Annotated in this window: 21 protein-coding genes; 13 read left to right on the forward strand and 8 right to left on the reverse strand. The window is 46.1% G+C overall.

The annotated features are described in order from the left end of the window. The 3 genes from L1D15_RS19810 to uspA all read right to left on the reverse strand — a co-directional run. The coding region (locus tag L1D15_RS19810) for a transposase domain-containing protein (protein ID WP_239876790.1) at nt 1-423 on the reverse strand (423 nt) is incomplete at its 3' end. A 103-nt stretch (nt 424-526) separates the two neighbouring features. Further along, entirely contained in the window at nt 527-1,408 is an 882-nt protein-coding gene (locus L1D15_RS19815) for a carboxylate/amino acid/amine transporter (protein WP_239876791.1), read from the reverse strand. A 56-nt stretch (nt 1,409-1,464) separates the two neighbouring features. Continuing rightward, on the reverse strand, nt 1,465-1,890 hold the full coding sequence (uspA, locus tag L1D15_RS19820; protein WP_239838757.1) for a universal stress protein UspA: 426 nt from the start codon (nt 1,888-1,890) through the stop codon (nt 1,465-1,467). 165 nt (nt 1,891-2,055) lie between these two features. Between uspA and ftnA the strand changes: the two genes are divergently transcribed. The 3 genes from ftnA (at nt 2,056) to L1D15_RS19835 (ending at nt 4,283) form a co-directional block, all read left to right on the forward strand. Then, entirely contained in the window at nt 2,056-2,583 is a 528-nt protein-coding gene (gene ftnA / locus L1D15_RS19825) for a non-heme ferritin (RefSeq protein ID WP_239838756.1), read from the forward strand. A gap of 75 nt (nt 2,584-2,658) precedes the next feature. Beyond that, complete coding sequence (gene uspB / locus L1D15_RS19830) at nt 2,659-2,982, forward strand: universal stress protein UspB (RefSeq protein ID WP_239838755.1); 324 nt, start codon at nt 2,659-2,661, stop codon at nt 2,980-2,982. A 107-nt stretch (nt 2,983-3,089) separates the two neighbouring features. Then, entirely contained in the window at nt 3,090-4,283 is a 1,194-nt protein-coding gene (locus L1D15_RS19835) for an NAD(P)/FAD-dependent oxidoreductase (protein WP_239876792.1), read from the forward strand. Nucleotides 4,284-4,350: 67 nt separating this feature from the next. On the opposite strand, the gene L1D15_RS19840 is transcribed toward L1D15_RS19835, so the two are convergent. From L1D15_RS19840 to L1D15_RS19850, 3 genes are all read right to left on the reverse strand, one after another. Continuing rightward, on the reverse strand, nt 4,351-5,832 hold the full coding sequence (locus tag L1D15_RS19840) for an aerolysin family beta-barrel pore-forming toxin (RefSeq protein ID WP_239838753.1): 1,482 nt from the start codon (nt 5,830-5,832) through the stop codon (nt 4,351-4,353). Between the two features lie 328 nt (nt 5,833-6,160). Continuing rightward, on the reverse strand, nt 6,161-6,622 hold the full coding sequence (locus L1D15_RS19845; protein ID WP_239876793.1) for a hypothetical protein: 462 nt from the start codon (nt 6,620-6,622) through the stop codon (nt 6,161-6,163). Then, nucleotides 6,619-7,380 (reverse strand): winged helix-turn-helix domain-containing protein, encoded by a 762-nt coding sequence (locus tag L1D15_RS19850; protein WP_239876794.1) that lies wholly within the window; start codon nt 7,378-7,380, stop codon nt 6,619-6,621. Before L1D15_RS19850 ends, L1D15_RS19845 begins: the two co-directional genes overlap by 4 nt. A 242-nt stretch (nt 7,381-7,622) precedes the next feature. On the opposite strand from L1D15_RS19850, the gene L1D15_RS19855 reads away from it, so the two are divergent. Continuing rightward, a complete protein-coding gene (locus L1D15_RS19855) occupies nt 7,623-8,447 on the forward strand; it encodes an HDOD domain-containing protein (RefSeq protein WP_239876795.1) in 825 nt (274 codons plus the stop codon). Between the two features lie 5 nt (nt 8,448-8,452). Here the strand turns inward: L1D15_RS19855 and L1D15_RS19860 are convergent, their stop codons facing one another. Continuing rightward, complete coding sequence (locus tag L1D15_RS19860) at nt 8,453-9,358, reverse strand: DMT family transporter (protein ID WP_239876796.1); 906 nt, start codon at nt 9,356-9,358, stop codon at nt 8,453-8,455. Nucleotides 9,359-9,522: 164 nt separating this feature from the next. On the opposite strand from L1D15_RS19860, the gene rmuC reads away from it, so the two are divergent. From rmuC to tatC, 7 genes are all read left to right on the forward strand, one after another. Continuing rightward, nucleotides 9,523-11,073 (forward strand): DNA recombination protein RmuC, encoded by a 1,551-nt coding sequence (gene rmuC, locus L1D15_RS19865; protein WP_239876797.1) that lies wholly within the window; start codon nt 9,523-9,525, stop codon nt 11,071-11,073. Nucleotides 11,074-11,129: 56 nt separating this feature from the next. Continuing rightward, on the forward strand, nt 11,130-11,912 hold the full coding sequence (gene ubiE / locus L1D15_RS19870; protein WP_239876798.1) for a bifunctional demethylmenaquinone methyltransferase/2-methoxy-6-polyprenyl-1,4-benzoquinol methylase UbiE: 783 nt from the start codon (nt 11,130-11,132) through the stop codon (nt 11,910-11,912). 15 nt (nt 11,913-11,927) lie between these two features. Further along, complete coding sequence (locus L1D15_RS19875) at nt 11,928-12,533, forward strand: SCP2 domain-containing protein (RefSeq protein ID WP_239876799.1); 606 nt, start codon at nt 11,928-11,930, stop codon at nt 12,531-12,533. Continuing rightward, nucleotides 12,530-14,164, forward strand: coding sequence for a ubiquinone biosynthesis regulatory protein kinase UbiB (ubiB, locus tag L1D15_RS19880; RefSeq protein WP_239876800.1), 1,635 nt, complete (start codon nt 12,530-12,532; stop codon nt 14,162-14,164). The genes L1D15_RS19875 and ubiB overlap by 4 nt, the downstream gene beginning before the upstream one ends. A gap of 49 nt (nt 14,165-14,213) precedes the next feature. Continuing rightward, entirely contained in the window at nt 14,214-14,450 is a 237-nt protein-coding gene (gene tatA / locus L1D15_RS19885; RefSeq protein ID WP_239870047.1) for a Sec-independent protein translocase subunit TatA, read from the forward strand. Between the two features lie 3 nt (nt 14,451-14,453). Further along, nucleotides 14,454-14,885 carry a Sec-independent protein translocase protein TatB gene (gene tatB / locus L1D15_RS19890; RefSeq protein WP_239876801.1) on the forward strand — a complete coding sequence of 144 codons (432 nt, stop codon included), beginning with the start codon at nt 14,454-14,456 and terminating at the stop codon, nt 14,883-14,885. Between the two features lie 62 nt (nt 14,886-14,947). Next, nucleotides 14,948-15,703 carry a twin-arginine translocase subunit TatC gene (gene tatC, locus L1D15_RS19895; RefSeq protein WP_239870007.1) on the forward strand — a complete coding sequence of 252 codons (756 nt, stop codon included), beginning with the start codon at nt 14,948-14,950 and terminating at the stop codon, nt 15,701-15,703. 47 nt (nt 15,704-15,750) lie between these two features. Here tatC and L1D15_RS19900 read toward each other — a convergent pair whose 3' ends face one another. After that, nucleotides 15,751-16,512 carry a TatD family hydrolase gene (locus L1D15_RS19900; RefSeq protein WP_239876848.1) on the reverse strand — a complete coding sequence of 254 codons (762 nt, stop codon included), beginning with the start codon at nt 16,510-16,512 and terminating at the stop codon, nt 15,751-15,753. A gap of 148 nt (nt 16,513-16,660) precedes the next feature. Between L1D15_RS19900 and hemB the strand changes: the two genes are divergently transcribed. After that, nucleotides 16,661-17,707 carry a porphobilinogen synthase gene (hemB, locus tag L1D15_RS19905; RefSeq protein ID WP_239838740.1) on the forward strand — a complete coding sequence of 349 codons (1,047 nt, stop codon included), beginning with the start codon at nt 16,661-16,663 and terminating at the stop codon, nt 17,705-17,707. Between the two features lie 61 nt (nt 17,708-17,768). Beyond that, nucleotides 17,769-18,203, forward strand: coding sequence for a GNAT family N-acetyltransferase (locus tag L1D15_RS19910; protein ID WP_239869986.1), 435 nt, complete (start codon nt 17,769-17,771; stop codon nt 18,201-18,203). Nucleotides 18,204-18,359: the final 156 nt, after the last annotated feature.

An 18,359-nucleotide genomic window follows, 5' to 3' on the forward strand; every position in this document is an offset into this window, starting at 1 on the left:
AAAGGTTGTGCCATCCAAGGCCATGATATTTAGTCCTAGCCCCTTATCTTTCACTAATGCGTTTCTCTCCCAAGCTGCCACAGAGGTTTTAAACAAAGCGGCGAGAGGAGCTTCATCTAAACGTCGCCTAGAGTCAGTAAGTACGCTAGRTGCAACACGAGACCAAGAATCCTGAGGCTTAGGTTGGAGAGCTAGGTCAAGAGAACTGCATACTTCTTTGATTGATTTATTTCGTTGTAGTCCCATCCAAATGACGAGCCAGACGGCTTGTTGCGCTGGTAAGCGTCGCCTTCTAATGCTTGCTTTAGACGTATCAAGCAAAGCTTGTTCTATCCATTCAAGCTGAATGGCATTAACTACAGACTCGTAATTTTTACCATCCTCGATAGTCTCATGTGCCAAAAGCAGCTCTTGAGCAAACATAAAAAATCCCCACTAACTTTGTTAGTGGGGATTATCATACGATCTCAGGATCGTTCAAGTCTCTAAACCGATCAGCATTACTCCAACTGGAGAGCGTTTTTGTTTAGCTTGCGGCTTGATAACTCTGGGCGACTTTACGTTTGACCCAGGTTTCATTTATCCATAGCGACAGCATGATGATCGCACCGCCAATTGCTAGGCGGGTGAGGTCAACGTCTCGATTCCAAATCACTATGTTGACGATGAGCCCAGCAGGAACCAGCGCATTATTCATCACCGCTAGTGCGCCAGCGTTCACCATAGTCGCCCCTTTATTCCAGGCAAAGTAGCCAAAACCTGAAGCGATCAAACCTAGATAAATCAGAATGCCCCACTGCGTGTTGGTGGTTGGCATCTTGTCGATATTACCCATCAGCGCAAACGCCACCAAAGCAACACATAGAGCACCTAAGTAGAAATAACCAAAAATCGTATGCTGGGGTAAATCAACCGGTTGCTTCTCCATCAGATATTTGTAGCCCACCTGACCGATGGCAAAGCATATGTTAGCACCTTGTACAACAAGGAAGCCGATCAAGAAGTTTTCATTGATACCTGCAAACTTGATGAAGGCCGCGCCCGCCACCGCGATGACGGCAGTTACTAGGTACCAAGGTGAGAATCGACCTTTGAGTAAATCGTAAATCAAGGTGACGTAGATCGGTGTGAATACGGTGAACAGTAGAACTTCCGGTACAGAGAGTAAAAGAAAAGACTGGTAGTAGAAGCAATACATTAAACCAAGCTGGAAACCGCCCACGGTCATCAGCTTAATGATTAGCGATTTATCAACTCCTTTAAACTTAAGGAATGGAATAAACACCAAACTGGCGAGCGCAACGCGCATTAGCACAGAGAACCAAGAATCAACCTGACCAGCGAGATAAACGCCAATCAGGCTAAACGAGAACGCCCACAACAGGGTGACTGCAGATAGATAACCCATGATTAATACTCATTATCAACAACTGTTCTGCAGTCTATACCAAAACTCAGCCGCGATCAGTCTTTAAGTGGCACGACCAACATGTCGACCGGAGAGCAATTGATCAGCTGTCGGGTGGAAGACAGCAGTTTGCTCCAAAAATCCTGATGATGACCACATACCACTAAATCGATGTTGAACTCTTTGATGGTATCGCACAGCTCATTACCTAGATCACCGCTACCAACTAAGGTGTGCTTGATAGGATGATTGGCGTGCTCAGCAAAGCTCTGAAGCTGCTGCTGAGAGGCTTCGATAGCCTGATGCTGAGTTTCAGCGAGGTTAATGTCAATCAAGCCGGTATACAGTTCAGCGTAGTTGACATCAATATGAATAAACGAGACATCGGCGCCGAGAGGTTTGGCAAGGGCTACCGCTTTATCTACTAAGATTTTACTGTCTTCAGATAGGTCTACAGCAACTAAAATATGTTGATAACTCATAGTGCTACCTCCATTTAGGTATCTGATTATAGGTTAGCACTAAGGTGAGAAAATTTTTGCCGTGGTGATCTCAGATCCACATTCATTCGTCAAAGTGTTATGGTGTGGAAATGATATAGTTCATTGAAGTTCATTGAAGTTCATCGAGTTAATTAGGAGTGATAAATGCTTTCACAGGCAATGGTTGATCAATTGAATGAGCAAATTAATCTCGAATTTTTCTCATCCAATCTATACTTACAAATGAGTGCTTGGTGTGAAGACAACGGTTTTGAAGGTGCTGCTGAATTTTTACGTGCGCATGCCGTAGAAGAAATGGAGCACATGCAAAGACTATTCACTTACGTGAGCGAAACAGGCGCGATGCCAATTCTTGGGGCGATTGATGCTCCAAAACATGAGTTCGGCAGCCTAGGCGATGTCTTCCGTGAAACCTATGAGCATGAGCAGATGATTACTCAAAAAATCAATAAGCTGGCTCATTTAGCGTTTACATCTCAAGATTACTCTACTTTCAACTTCTTGCAGTGGTACGTCGCTGAGCAGCACGAGGAAGAGAAGTTGTTTAAAGGGATTTTAGACAAGCTAGAGTTAGTGGGTGAAGATGGTAAAGCACTGTTCTTCATTGACAAAGACCTAGCAGCTCTAGCGAAAGAAGGTTCATCTTCTATTATGGATGCCCCTGCTGAATAATGTTCAGCTAAAGACTTTCTAGGCAGATCGTCTTTTTCTTCTGGGCTTCGTTATAGAAGGTGTAGGGAGGAAAAGATGATCAATGCTGATACTATTCTATTCACGCTGATGCTAGTGACTCTAGTCAATATGGCTAGGTATCTAACTGCGCTGCGTTCTCTTATCTACATCATGCGTGAAGCGCATCCGCTGCTCTATCAGCAAGTCGACGGAAATGGCTTCTTTACCACTCATGGTAATGTCACTAAACAAGTGAGGCTGTTCCATTACCTGAAGAGCAAAGAGTACCACCATCATCACGATGAAGTGTTTACCGGTAAATGTGAGCGAGTGAGAGAGCTCTTTATTCTCTCGACTTCACTGCTTGGAGTGACGCTATTTGCGGCGTTCATCTTATAACGGGTGATTTGGCAAGCGCTGCATTTGCCGTTAGAATAGCGCCGAAACTGGCTAAGGATGTGCTAAACGCACATCCTTTTTTATTGGATTTTGGTTGAGAAAAGGTCATGACGGAAAAGTTTGATGTGGTCGTCATCGGTGCAGGTGCGGCTGGCTTGATGTGTGCTGCAGAAGCAGGTAAGCGTGGGCGAAAAGTGCTTGTGCTGGATCACGCTAAAAAACCGGGCCGAAAAATCCTCATCTCGGGCGGCGGTCGCTGTAATTTCACTAACTACGATGTCTCAGCCAAAAACTACTTATGTCGTAATCCACACTTCGTGAAATCAGCATTGGCCCAATACACCAACTGGGACTTTATCTCGATGATCTACAAGCATGAAATCGAGTTTGAAGAGCGTGACCATGGCCAGCTGTTCTGTGTCGGTGATTGCGACTCGAAAGACATCGTCAAAATGCTGCTGGCAGAGTGTGACTTGCCGACGGTAGAGCAACGCTATCGTCAGGATATTCACCATATTGAAAAAACCAACACGGGCTTTGAGCTTCACGCTAATACCGAGGTGATTGAATGTCAGTCATTGGTGGTGGCGACTGGCGGATTGTCGATGCCAAAACTGGGCGCGACGCCCTTTGGCTACAAAGTCGCAGAGCAATTTGGCTTGCCTGTGTTGCCGACGACAGCGGGCTTGGTGCCATTTACCTTACACAAAGAAGATAAAGAGGATTTCGCTGAGCTGTCCGGTATCGCGATTCCTGTCGAAATCACCACACAAAGCAATACAACCTTCAAAGAAGCCTTGCTGTTTACTCATCGCGGATTATCTGGACCTTCTGTCCTACAGGTCTCGTCCTACTGGAAGCCAGGCGAAGCGGTAACTGTGAATCTCGTACCGGATGCAGATATTGATACTTTGCTGATCCGCTCTTTGGAAAAGCACCCGAACCAAAGCCTGAAAAATACCTTAGCCAAAGTTTTGCCGAAGCGCTTAGTGGAAGTACTGATTGAACGTAAAGTGCTGACAGATATGCCACTCAAGCAGTTTGGCGTTCATCAGCTGAAACAGATTACCCAGCAGCTAGAAAACTGGACCATCGCGCCCAACGGAACAGAAGGCTATCGCACTGCAGAAGTAACACTAGGTGGCGTTGATACTGATCACTTGTCGTCAAAAACGATGGAATGCAAGGATGTTAAAGGCCTGTATTTCATTGGTGAAGTAATGGATGTGACAGGTTGGCTCGGAGGTTACAACTTCCAGTGGTGCTGGAGTTCAGGCTTTGTTGCTGGCCAGTGGGTATAAATTCTCACGAATAAAAAACGGAAGAGCGGGGAGCTCTTCCGTTTTTGCATATTGGCCTATGGGCAAGTTATTTAGCTGGTGTAATGGTCAACTGAGCATCACCGAAGCCAAGTGCCTCAAGTTCTTGTGCATCGAAGTTAGTGGTGACTTCGATATCACCGATTCGTTCACTCACCAGAGCTTCCGCTGAGCGTTTGACGCGGCTGCTTTGCGCTGCAGTACCAATCGGTGTGGCTTGGCCGATTTCGATCGTGCCAGCAAATTGAGATTCGGCGTAGAAATCCCCAGAGACGTAAGAGTAAAACGGACGTAGGCTGGCTCCTGTTGCGTACTGCATGTTACCTAAACCATTCTCGTTGATGGCCCAGCTCCAATCCCACCATTTGACTTCACCAGGAATATAGCGGTGGTCCCATTGATAACGGATATCTGCGGAGTTTTCGCTACCGCGTCCCATCGTAAAGGTGTGTGCTTTGTAAGGGCGGTTGTCAGGATGAGAATGCCACGCGTTGCCACCCCAGCGCAGGAAGCCATTAAATTCGACATCGTAGCTGATATCCGCGCCAAAGCGATACGGATAGGAGATGCTCGAACGGTACAACTCGACACGAATTGGGATTTCCGAATTTGCAGGTACGGTTGGTCTTGCTTGAAGCGTCACCTGCTCGCTGGTGGAGCCACCATTCGTGTTAGCGAAACTTTGATTGGCTTCTAGAGTGATGGTCAGTTTGGTGTCACCGACCAAAGGCCATTTGAAGGTGTTTTCTGTCGATACCTTCTGAGCAAAACCATAGCTGTTGGTTTTAGACCAGTTGGTAGACTCATCCACTTTCAGATCGACCACGACCTGCTGTGGAATATCACTGTTGTTGCGAGCAACTGCCGTTACGGTTTTTACCAACTGACGATCCGACTCAGTCACAGTGCCGTGCCAGAAATCACTGTCGTTAAGAGTATAGGCAAAGTTATCGACGGTGATTTTGGTTTTCTCATCACAGCGATAGCCACTGCATGAGCCGTCATTATTGCCTTGAATTACCCAGCCGTCGCCTTCACGTCTGACATCCATATCTTCGCCGACGTATTGGCTATGGTTACCGCCAACCCAAGCGTATCCGAGATAATGAGCAAGGTAGCTTAATGGACGAACAAAGTTGGAGTGATTAGTTACCAGCTCATACTGAATGTCCAGTTCATCACCTTCTGGGATGGATTTAGAAGGGTAGTTTGGAATTTCAGACAAAGCGTTGTCAGGGTAGCACCAAGTGCTGCTATTGGGGTTATCCTGCTTGATTTGACCATGGTAACCAGAGCCCATTATCACCCAGTTGTCCTTTAGTCCTGCGATTTGCCACTGACCCATGCGAGAAACAATGTAGTCCTTTTGCTCAGAGGCTTCGAATCGATCGATAGGACGGTAGCCAGAACGGCAGACATCTTCACCCAGTTGATCAAGTACTAACTGATCAGGATAAATCTTGGCTTGTGCGCCTGCAGAGAGAACGGAAAGTACCGCTGCTGATAACACATGTTTTTTCACCGTAGACATAGACGTTTCCTTTCGTGATTTTTCTTAGTTTTATGAAGTTGTGTTGTCATTGTTGGCTGCTTATCAAAGCAACAGGTTTACCTTTCCATAGTCATGTAATTTACAATACTGAAAAGAGTTGAATTTTATTTCTATTTAAATTCAATTGGTTGAATTGTGTTGTTTGTCATTTTTATGTAATGAAAATCATCGCTGATTGATGGGTGTGATCTTGCTTCGATGGGATTTAGAAAAATTGTGATGTGTTTAGGTAGGTGGAAGAACAGGAGAGCCTGTTTTGGCTAAACCATGGGAAGATAACGCTTAGGCTGGTGAGCTTTGTCGATGTTTATCGCTTAGCAAGCAGCTGAGCTCGGCCTGTTTGCCTATCACGCACAATCACGAAACGGTCAGTGGAATAAAGAATATCGATATCAAGTGTGTAAGGGTCGTCATTGAGCAAGAGGTAGGGTGAAATGGTCGCATCGTTCATCACGGGGGTTAACGTTTGTACAGAGAGCAGGTTGATGATACCAGACAGTGAAAAGCCAAACTGACGGAATGATTCCGCTTGGCCCTGAAAACGAATCACAATCGGCTGATCCATATTCTCATCTTGAAGCGAGGCCAAATGCACCACTTGGTTGTTTTCAATTCGTGTCAATCCATCAGAGCGGAAGACTCGATTGTCAGGCTGAATATGAATTTCACTGTGTTGATAGCGATTATCTTCAATACGATTTGACCAAGGTAGGCTTAAGACAGTCGAGAAGACAATCGCGGCAATCACTAGTGTTAGGTATGGGATCATAGTTGCCCCTCCTGTACAAAACGTTCAATCTGAGCCGAAACTTGTTTGAGCTGACTGGGGGCGTAGAAGATATTGATGGACTGTCGGCGCTGTTTATCTAGCCATGAGAGTTCAGAAAAGTGCTCGTTTTTCTCGATATAAACCACGCAATCACACTGGTTCTTCGATAAAAGCTGACGCAGTGGCAGGCTAAGTCGAGTTTGTGGCTCTGTAAAGACTTGTAGCTGTCCTATGGTGTGCTGAGTCAGATACTGATCACTGGGAATGTCTTCCCAACGCCATCCGTGCAGCTTGCTTAAAGCCAGAATGCCTGATGCAAACAGTAGTGCAATCGCTGCAACATAACACAGTGGCGATTTACACTCCTCAAAAGACAGCTTGAATTTAAGAGAGTGACTTGATGGTGTTGCAGTTAGGGGAGTGTTTGCTTCACGACTGGTGGTTTGTGATGGAAGAGCGGCAGGTGCATACGCAATACAATGGCCTACCAGTCGGTAACCGACTTTAGGCACCGTCACAATCGGGGACTCTTTTGCGCCCAGTTTAACGAGGGCTTGCCTCAGTGTACTAATGCTTTTCGCCAGTGAAGTCTCGCCAATATACTCGCTGCCCCAAGCATGTTGAACGATGTCGTGTTTTTTGACGACCTCAGGGGAGTGCTTGAGTAGCAGGTCAAGTACCTGCGCTTCACGATAGCCAATTTTTATGACGCGTTGCTTAGTCGAAAGCTTATTCTGAACGGAGTGGAATAGAATCATACAGCCAGCTTTTTATAGTTATTGTTGTCATCTCAATTCTTATTGAGAGGATCAATATACTATTACGACAATGCGAACGCATGAATATTTTTTGATCAATTATTCAGTTTTTCTTATTGAATTTATCGCTTATTTTTCTGCCAAGCCCTCTTGATCGGGAAGCGCGATATTGTGGCTATCCCTCTTTTGCTGAATTTCTATCCTATAGTAAATGAGGACAGAACTTGCTTAAGGAGTGGTATATGAGCTATCAAGCGCTGATCTCAAGAATTAATGAATTACCCAGAATCGAAAGTGTGCTTCAGGAATTGCTGGAGATGGTGAACAGGGAGCAAATTGATTTTGGTGAATTGGCAAAGAAAATGGCCATGGATCAGGTGTTGTTAGCGCGTGTGTTAAGGATGGCAAACTCAGCGCAATTTGGTGGTGTAAAAGGAGTGTCGAACATCAACGATGCGATTGTGCGCATTGGTGTCGGCGCGATTCGAAATTTGATTTCATCATCTATTCTCGCCTCCACCTTTCCCAAACTGGAAACTCTCAATATTAAAGATTACTGGGCCAGTACCTTTGAGGTTGCAACTGTTGCCAGTACTATCGCTAAGGACGTCAAAGTGGACCCTAATGAAGCGTTTATTGCCGGCATACTACATAATATTGGAGAGTTGATGATCCACTCCTTAGAGCCTGAAAAAGCGTTGGAGATAAGCCGTCGGGTTGCAGAAGGAGAGAATCCAGTTGAAGTGCAAAGAGAAGTGCTCGGTACGGACGCACAGCAATTGGGGGCAGCCTTAGCGGAAAGCTGGAAGTTTCCCTCAGAATTGGTTGATGCTATCGCCAATGTGAATCATCCAAGCAAGGCGGTGGAATCAAAAAGGCTCGCCTGCTTAATGTTTTTAGCTCGCGATATTGACCGTAAATGGGATTCCATGCTCAGTATAGATGAGAAGCAAGGGTATTTGAGTCGACACAAAGCCGCAGCGGCATTGCGTGTTTCTCCTGACCTCACTGGAAAAATTGATGAGGTACGAGGTCAGGGAAGTGAGATGGCTTATCAATTGTTCTAATAATGTTAACTGGTTGATTGAGTGAGATCTTTTTTGCCCAATTTGATCTGCTGGATCACCAATCCTGTAATGATCAGAAGCAAACCTATCAGAGTGGTCGGGTGAATTTCTTCACCAATAACTGTGGCAAGCAGCGCCAGAGAAATGAAAGGTGAAGCGAAAATCAGGTTGCTTATCCGCGCGGTGTTTTGTGTCAGTTTGAGTGCGCTGAGCCAAAGGACGAAAGTCACTCCCATTTCAAACAAGCCCACATAAGTCACCGCTAACCAGCCTTGTAATGAGATGCCACGCCAATGAGCGCCTTCATACACACTCAGAGCAACTGCAAACGGGATCGCCACTAAAAAGCCAAGCAAGACGCCGACGATAGGGTCTGCCTTGTTTTTGGTATTCAGGATCCAATAACTGGCCCAAAGCAACGTAGACAATAGAGCTAACCCAACACCCACGGGGCTTTCAAAACTCAGCCCCAGTATGTCACCTTTAGTAGCGATCACGATGACGCCAAAATAACTCAATGTACACGCCAGCCAATCTTGTTTGCGGATCTTCTGACCGAGGAAGATGGCTGCCATCAAGGTCAGTGTAATTGCCCAGCTATAGTTGATCGCTTGTGCCTGTGAGGCAGGAAGTAAGTCATACGCTTTGAACAGAATCACGTAGTAAGCCAGTGGATTGATCAACCCGAGTAACAAGTAATACCAAGGGTTGGCCATGAAGGTGCTTGATAGCGAAGATAGCTTACCCTGAAAAAGGCATACGGCTGTCAGAGCCACAGCTGAAACTACGCTGGCAGCGGTTAGCATTTGTATTGGAGTAAATTCTGCGAGAGTTAATTTAAAAGCGGTGGCAACGGTAGACCACAGTAAGACGGCAGACAAAGCAAAACCTAAAGCACGTCGCTCGTTCATGATGTTCCTTCATTAAACCAACACTCGAGTTGTTGGTGATTGGCGGTGAGGTGAATTAAAGAGCGCTTAGTCTAGCTGTTCGATATCTGGTCGACAAACTGGACATTTATCCAGTGGTAAAATACCATTGAAACAGTACTTGAAATAAGAGTTAAACCTTGATTATGCAATGGATTCTGGACAACCAAGCCCTACTTATTAGTGTTATAGGCAGCGCTGCAATCAGCGGGCTCGGAGTTGGTTGGTGGATCAGGCAGAAAATGCGTTTTGATCAACAACTTCTCAAACAGCAGCTTGAGTCCAATCAACAGCTCGCTAATACGCAAATTACCCAGTTAAAAAAAGAGCTTGAGCAAGCCCATCAGGAGTTGGATGAGCTGGATAGTGAGCGAGACAAAGCTGCCTATGAGTTAAAACAGTCTCATGGCAAGCTGATGGCGGTGCTGGAAAAGTTACGCTACTTCGAGGCGGTTAAGCAAGAACGTGAGCAATACGCCAAGGAGTTAAACCACAGCCGCGATCAGAAAGCGCAACTCGAAGCTCAGCTTAGAGAGCAAGAAGCGCGTCATGAGGAAGAAAACAAAGCCAATCGCGACAAACTGCAATTGTTAGAGCAGGCCGAAACTCGTCTAAAGCAACAATTTGAACACCTTGCGAATCAGTTGTTTGAGGTGAAAACTGCCAAAGTTGATCAACAAAACCGCCAGAGTCTTGAAGGTTTGCTCACCCCACTCAAAGAGCAGTTAGAAGGCTTTAAGAAGCAGGTCAACGATAGCTTTACGGTGGAAGCGAAGGAGCGCCATACCCTAGTCCATGAGCTGAAAAACCTACAACGCCTCAATGAACAGATGACGCGTGAAGCGGTTAACCTCACCCAAGCATTAAAAGGCGATAATAAACAGCAGGGTAACTGGGGTGAAGTGGTACTTGCCCGAGTATTGGCTGAGTCTGGATTACGTGAAGGGCATGAATACCAGACTCAGGTTAGCTTGCAAAATGAAGCAGGTAAGCGCTATCAGCCGGATGTGATTGTCCACTTGCCGCAAGATAAACAGGTAGTAGTTGACTCTAAAATGACGCTGGTGGCGTATGAACGTTATTTCAATGCGGAATCTAACTCTGAGCAGGAACAAGCATTAAGTGACCACTTACTATCATTAAGGTCACACATTAAAGGATTATCACAAAAAGATTATCATCAACTGAAAGGGATCCAGAGTCTCGATTACGTGCTGATGTTTATCCCTGTTGAGCCGGCGTTTCAGGTTGCTATTCAGGCTGACCCCGATCTGGTGAAGGATGCGATGGAACACAATATCATCTTAGTTAGCCCAACCACTTTACTAGTGGCATTGCGTACGATTGATAATCTATGGCGCAATGAACGACAGAATCAAAATGCACAAATCATTGCCGAGCGAGCCAGTAAACTGTATGACAAGCTGCGCCTGTTTGTGGACGATATGGAAGGTCTTGGTGCTGCGTTGGACAAGGCCAATCAGAGTTATCAAGGCGCGATGAACAAGCTTGCGACTGGTCGAGGCAATGTGATTCGTCAAGCAGAAAGCTTTAAGCAACTAGGAGTGGAGGTCAAAAAGCCAATATCGCCGAGTCTGACGGAGCTATCTCAGTATGATGGGCTCACAGAAAATAATGCGCTGAGTGAAAATGATTCTATCGCGGAAAGACATCCGGCTGAGGATAAAGTAAACTAATCGCCCCGCAGCGCTCAGCCGTATTTATTCATAGCGTTGCTCGAAGAGGAATCATCATGACGGATACAAGCGTGCAGTCGAATACAGCTTTAGAATCAAATGAAACCACGCATTTTGGTTTCACCACGGTAGCCAAAGAAGAGAAAGTCGCCAAGGTCGCAGAAGTATTCCATTCTGTGGCCGCCAAATACGACATCATGAATGACTTAATGTCCGGTGGTGTGCACCGTCTTTGGAAGCGTTTCACGATTGATTGTAGTGGAGTGCGCCCGGGTCAACGTGTGCTGGACTTAGGTGGGGGTACGGGTGATCTGACGGCGAAGTTCTCTCGCATTGTCGGTGAAAAAGGTCATGTGGTTCTGGCTGATATTAACAACTCAATGCTCAATGTGGGACGCGACAAACTGCGTGACAAAGGCATTGTGGGTAACGTGCATTACGTTCAAGCTAACGCCGAAGAACTGCCTTTTCCAGATGATTACTTTGATGCCATCACTATCAGTTTCTGTCTGCGTAATGTGACAGACAAAGACAAAGCACTGCGCTCGATGTTCCGCGTTTTAAAACCAGGTGGCCGCCTATTGGTGCTGGAATTTTCTAAGCCAGTACTCGAGCCGTTATCGAAAATTTACGATGCCTATTCTTTCCATCTGCTACCCAAAATGGGCGAGCTGGTGGTGAATGATTCGGAGAGTTACCGTTATCTGGCAGAGTCTATCCGCATGCATCCAGATCAGGAAACGCTCAAAGGCATGATGGAAGAAGCGGGTTTCGACAAGACCAACTACTACAACCTGACTGGCGGTATTGTTGCGCTGCACCGTGGTTACAAATTTTGAGGTTAGAGGATTGCTATGCCATTTGAACCTCTTGTCACTGCTGCGATTGAATCGACTCTCAATACATTGATTAACGACGACCCAGAGTTAGGGCGTCGTCTTTCCCGCCTTAAAGGTCAAGTGATTCAAGTTTACCTTAAAGAGCTTAATAAGACATTGACCTTTGTGTTTAGCCAACAAATTGATGTGTTGGCTCATTATGAAGGGGAACCGGATTGCTATCTGTCACTTAACCTTTCTGTATTACCTGAACTGCGTGAGCAATCGAATATCACCAAGCTGATCAAACAAGATAAAGTGATCTTGGAAGGGGATATTCAGCTAGCTCAGAAGTTTTCTCAGTTAATGACTGATTGTAAGCCAGACATCGAAGAGTGGCTCTCTCGTGTGACCGGGGATGTCGTAGCGCACAGCTTAGTACAAGGCGTGTCGAACCTTGGCCAGTTGGTTAAAACCAAAGCAAACAAGCACCAAAACCATTTGGCACAGGTTATTACCGAAGAGTGGAAACTGGCGCCTGCACCACTGGAAATAGCCCATTTCTGCGATCAGGTGGACGAGGTTACAAGCCAAGCCGCTCGTCTTGAAGCTAAGTTGAATCAATTACTGGAGCGCGCATGACTCCGGCAGAATTAAAACGCCTCTACCGTATTATCAAAGTTCAGCTCGAATATGGACTGGACGAGCTGTTGCCTAATCATCAGTTAACCAAAGCGCCTTTGCTTGCTCGTAAAGCCCTATTCTGGATTAAAAAACAACACGCTGACAAAGAGTTAGGTGAAAGGCTACGCCTTGCGTTGCAAGAGTTGGGGCCAGTATGGATTAAATTTGGTCAGATGATGTCGACCCGACGTGATCTCTTTCCTGCTCACATTGCCGACCCACTGGCGTTACTTCAGGATCAGGTTTCTCCTTTTGATGGCCAATTAGCTAAAGAGCAGATTGAACAGGCGTTGGGGGGACCACTGGAAAATTGGTTTAGTGATTTCGATATTACACCAATGGCGTCAGCATCCATCGCTCAGGTCCATACTGCCAAGCTCAAATCAACTAACCAAGAAGTGGTATTAAAGGTTATCCGGCCAGATATTCGTCCGGTCATTGATGCAGATCTAAAACTGATGTATCGAATGGCGCGTATAGTCGCCAAAGCTTTACCTGAAGCACGTCGTTTAAAACCCGTCGAAGTGGTGCGCGAGTATGAAAAAACCTTACTCGATGAATTAGACTTACGACGAGAGGCGGCAAACGCGATTCAGTTAAGAAGGAACTTTGAAGGCAGTGAAGAACTGTACGTTCCTGAAATAATTACTGATTTTAGTAATGAAACTGTAATGGTTTCTGAGCGAATATACGGCATCCAAGTTTCGGACATTGAAGGCTTGAAGGCCAACGGCACCAATATGAAGCTGCTGGCTGAGCGTGGCGTGAGTGTGTTCTTCACTCAAGTCTTCCGTGATAGCTTTTTCCATGCTGACATGCATCCGGGCAACGTGTTTGTAAGCCCTGAGCATCCACATAACCCAAGATGGATTGGTTTGGATTGTGGCATTGTTGGCACACTAAATAGCGAAGATAAGCGTTATTTAGCGGAAAACTTCTTGGCGTTTTTCAATCGAGATTATCGCCGTGTTGCCGAGTTGCATGTTGAGTCGGGTTGGGTTCCACGTGAAACGAACATCGACGAGTTTGAATTTGCTATCCGCGTAGTGTGTGAGCCCATTTTTGCTAAGCCGCTATGTGAGATTTCATTCGGTCATGTACTACTGAATCTGTTCAATACTGCTCGCCGTTTCAATATGGAAGTTCAGCCCCAGTTGGTGCTACTGCAAAAGACATTGCTGTACGTGGAAGGTTTAGGTCGTCAGCTTTATCCTCAGCTTGATCTTTGGCAAACCGCGAAGCCATTCCTTGAAGAGTGGATGATGAATCAGGTTGGCCCGCAAGCCGTGATAAATGCGATCAAAGATCGTGCGCCGTTTTGGGCTGAGAAGTTGCCTGAATTGCCAGAGCTTCTATATGACAGCTTACGCCAAGGCAAGATGATGAATCAGCGTATGGACCAGCTCTATCAGGGTTACCGTACTACGAAGCGTCAGCAGGCAACGGGGAAATTTTTATTTGGTGTTGGGGCCACATTAGTCGTATGCTCGGCAATATTGGTCAACAGCCCGTACGAGCAGTTATCGATGGCCACGGCTATTGGCGGTGTCACATTTTGGCTGCTCAGTTGGCGAGCTTATCGTCAATAGACGTTAAACTCTTGAAATAATTTGTTTAATAAGACCCGAGGTATAGAAAATGGGTGGTATTAGTATTTGGCAACTTTTGATTATTGCTGTCATCGTTATTCTTCTGTTTGGTACTAAGAAACTACGTGGTATCGGTGGTGATCTGGGCGGCGCAGTGAAAGGCTTCAAAAAAGCCATGAGCGATGAAGAGCCAGCAAAAAAAGATGCGGACTTCGAGCCAAAAAATATTGAACAGCAGAAAACAGACACTTCTGCTGAAACTAAGAAAGACAAAGAGCAGGCATAACACGTGTTTGATATCGGTTTCTGGGAACTGGTATTAATATCTGTCGTCGGGTTAGTGGTTCTTGGCCCTGAACGTTTGCCTCATGCTATTCGTAGTGTGTCCCGATTTGTCGGCGCGGCGAAAAAGATGGCAAACAGTGTGAAAGATGAGCTTTCACATGAACTGAAAGTTCAGGAACTGCAGGAAAATTTGCGCAAGGCTGAGAAAATGGGGATGGAAGACCTATCACCAGAGCTGAAGTCTTCTGTTGAAGAACTTAAGCAGGCCGCTCAAGATGTGCAACGCCCATATGCGAGTAAAAGCGACTCAGCACCTCAAGGTGCTGAAACGGAAGCGGATAAAGTACAATCCATTCCTGACGCCAATGACTCAGTGGCTGCTGTAGAGACTCTTGATACTCAGGCAGCGCCTCAGGCAGATAAAAAAGCCGAATAGTCTCGCATTAGGGGAGCTGCTGCTGTGCAGCTCCTTTTCGATCTTTTAGAGTAGAGGTTTTCATGTCTTCTGTTGAGCAGACACAACCTTTGATCAGCCATTTGCTGGAATTGCGTAACCGCCTGCTTCGGGCGATTGTTGCGGTGCTGGTGGTTTTTGTTGGCTTGATCTATTTTGCGAATGACATCTATGAGTTTGTCTCCGCGCCACTCGTTGAACGCCTGCCGGAAGGTGCAACGATGATTGCAACGGATGTTGCATCGCCTTTCTTTACCCCACTTAAACTGACTTTAATAGCGTCAATCTTTATTGCGGTCCCCTTTATCCTTTATCAGGTCTGGGCATTTGTTGCGCCTGGGCTATACAAACATGAACGACGGCTGATTATGCCACTGATGTTCTCCAGCTCGCTGCTGTTCTATTGTGGCGTCGCTTTCGCGTACTTCGTGGTATTCCCACTGGTGTTTGGCTTTTTCACGGCGATATCACTGGGCGGTGTAGAGTTCGCTACGGATATTTCCAGTTACCTCGATTTTGTGCTGGCGTTGTTCTTAGCGTTTGGTATTGCGTTTGAAGTGCCGGTAGCGATTATATTGTTGTGCTGGACGGGGGCGACGGATCCGAAAAGCTTAAGCGAAAAGCGCCCATACATTATCGTTGCTGCATTTATTGTCGGCATGATGCTAACGCCACCAGATATGATTTCGCAAACCTTGCTCGCGATCCCGATGTGCTTGTTGTTTGAGGTCGGCCTGTTCTTTGCGCGCTTCTATGTGCGTAAGAATGATGAACAAGAGCAGGAAGAAGCTGGAGAATAGGCGTTCAAATCAGAAAAAGGCTTGCCAAGTGGCAAGCCTTTTTTGTACTACAACTGGAATAGCTTAGTCGCGTTGGACGTGGTGATGGCATCGACTTGGTCGACACTGATGCCACGTAAATCAGCGACTCGCTGGGCAACCAAGGATGTGTATGCAGGTTCATTGCGTTTGCCACGGTGTGGCACTGGAGCTAGGTAAGGGCAGTCGGTTTCAAGAATGACATAGTCCATATCCAGCGACGGAATGACTTTGTCCATGCCACCATTTTTAAACGTCGATACACCACCCAAACCGAGGTGAAAGCCTAATCCATTGATTGCTTTGGCTTCTTCTACACTGCCACCAAAACAGTGAAATACGCCAGACAACGAGCCATCTTGTTCCTGTTCAAGCAGCTGAAGTGTTTCTTCAATAGAGTCACGGGTGTGGATGACGACAGGTAGCTTCATCTCTTTGGCCCAGTTGAGCTGGGTGACAAAGGCCATTTCCTGCTCGGCTTTGTAGGTTTTATCCCAGTAGAGGTCAATACCAATTTCGCCTACAGCAATAAAGTTGTGTTTCTCAAACCAATAGCGAATCACCTGCAGTGTCTGTTCAACATTGCCATCGACATAACATGGATGAAGGCCCATCATTGAGCGACAAACTTGCGGATAGGCTGCCTCAGTCTTTAGCATCGGCTCAATCGATTCCAGATCGATGTTTGGCAACAGGATTTTGTCTATCCCCTGAGCCAAGGCTCTCTCGACGACTTGGTCGCGGTCACTATCAAATTCGCTGGCATAAATATGGGCGTGTGTATCGATCATGGTTTGTCTCTGTAAAGCTTGCTTGGCTTGAGTATACGGCAGTGTGAGCATTTGGTCATTTCTTGCATTTTTACTGCTTGCGGCTAGCGTCATTACGCAAGAGTGATATCATGCAAATCAAGCACTTTCACCACACAAGGAGAACAGAGTGTCAGTTTCCATTCAAGGTCAGTTCCCTGGCCGTCGTATGCGTCGTATACGCAAGCATGACTTTAGTCGTCGCCTTATGGCTGAGAATCAATTAACCACAAGCGATCTGATCTACCCAATGTTTATCTTGATGGGTAAAGACCGCCGTGAAACCGTTGAGTCTATGCCTGGAATTGAGCGTCTGTCTATCGACCTGATGTTGGAAGAAGCACAGTACTTAGCAAGGCTTGGGGTTCCAGCGATTGCGTTGTTCCCTGTGGTGAATCAAGATGCCAAAAGCTTGTGCGCAGCTGAAGCCTACAACCCTGAAGGGCTAGTTCAACGCGCGGTACGTTCTTTAAAAGAGCATGTGCCAGAAATTGGTGTGATCACTGATGTGGCTCTTGACCCGTTCACGACGCACGGTCAAGACGGCATCATCGATGAAGAAGGTTATGTTCTGAACGATGCAACGACAGAAGTTCTGGTCAAACAGGCTTTGTCTCATGCGGAAGCGGGCGCTGATGTGGTTGCGCCATCAGACATGATGGATGGTCGCATTGGCGCGATTCGTGAAGCGCTGGAAGAAGCAGGCCACATCAATACTCAGATCATGGCTTACTCTGCGAAATACGCATCTTATTACTATGGACCTTTCCGTGATGCAGTCGGCTCAGCGGGTAACCTTAAGGGTGGTAACAAGAAAAACTACCAAATGGATCCGGCTAACACTGATGAAGCGGTGCACGAGGTCGCGATGGATGTCAACGAAGGTGCGGACATGGTGATGGTCAAGCCGGGTATGCCATATCTTGATGTGGTGCGTCGTGTTAAATCGGAACTGCAAGTCCCGACGTTCGCTTATCAAGTGTCTGGCGAGTATGCGATGCATAAAGCGGCATTCCAAAACGGTTGGCTTAAAGAGCGTGAGACTGTGATGGAATCACTGCTTTGCTTTAAGCGCGCAGGTGCCGACGGTATCCTGACTTACTTTGCTAAAGATGTCGCTGAGTGGTTGGCAGAAGAAAATGCTCAGCCTGCTCAGTTTCTAAAAGACGCGGAATAACTCAGCTTACACATATTCAAAGGCTGGCTTGTGCCAGCCTTTGTTGTTTTAAGGAGAACCGATGAGCGTTGAATATCGACTTGGAACACTAGAAGAATGTGTCGAGATTGTCGCGACTATCGAAGAGTTCATACATAAAGAAAGCGTAGAAAGCTTGTCCGAACGATTAGACGGCAAGCGATACCTCATTCAGGTAGCTGAAGAAAATGGCCAGCTACTTGGGTTTAAAATTGGATATGAGATTGACGAAAACACATTTTATAGCTGGTTTGGTGGGGTATCACCTCTGGCTAGAAATAAAGGGGTGGCACAGAAGCTACTCGATTATCAGGAGATCTGGGTCAAAAAACACGCTTATTCTCAACTTAAGGTGAAATCTCGTAATCAATTTCCTTCTATGTTAAGACTCTTACTGAGAAATGGTTATCTAATTGAAAAGTTTGAAGTAAAAGAGCCTTTGATCGAATCAAGAATTCATTTCGTGAAGCAGTTGTAGCACTGTCATAAAAATTAAATGAGATTTTTTCTCATTTAGGGGTTGACGAGATAAATGAGAATAATTATTATTTATCTCGTCTTAGGGAATAAGAGAAGTTCACAAGGACGTCGAGTTACCAGATTCAACTTGGAGACGGTGATGACACTGAACTTA

Source organism: Vibrio sp. Isolate25 (assembly GCF_022398025.1).
GTDB classification, from domain to species: domain Bacteria; phylum Pseudomonadota; class Gammaproteobacteria; order Enterobacterales; family Vibrionaceae; genus Vibrio; species Vibrio coralliilyticus_A.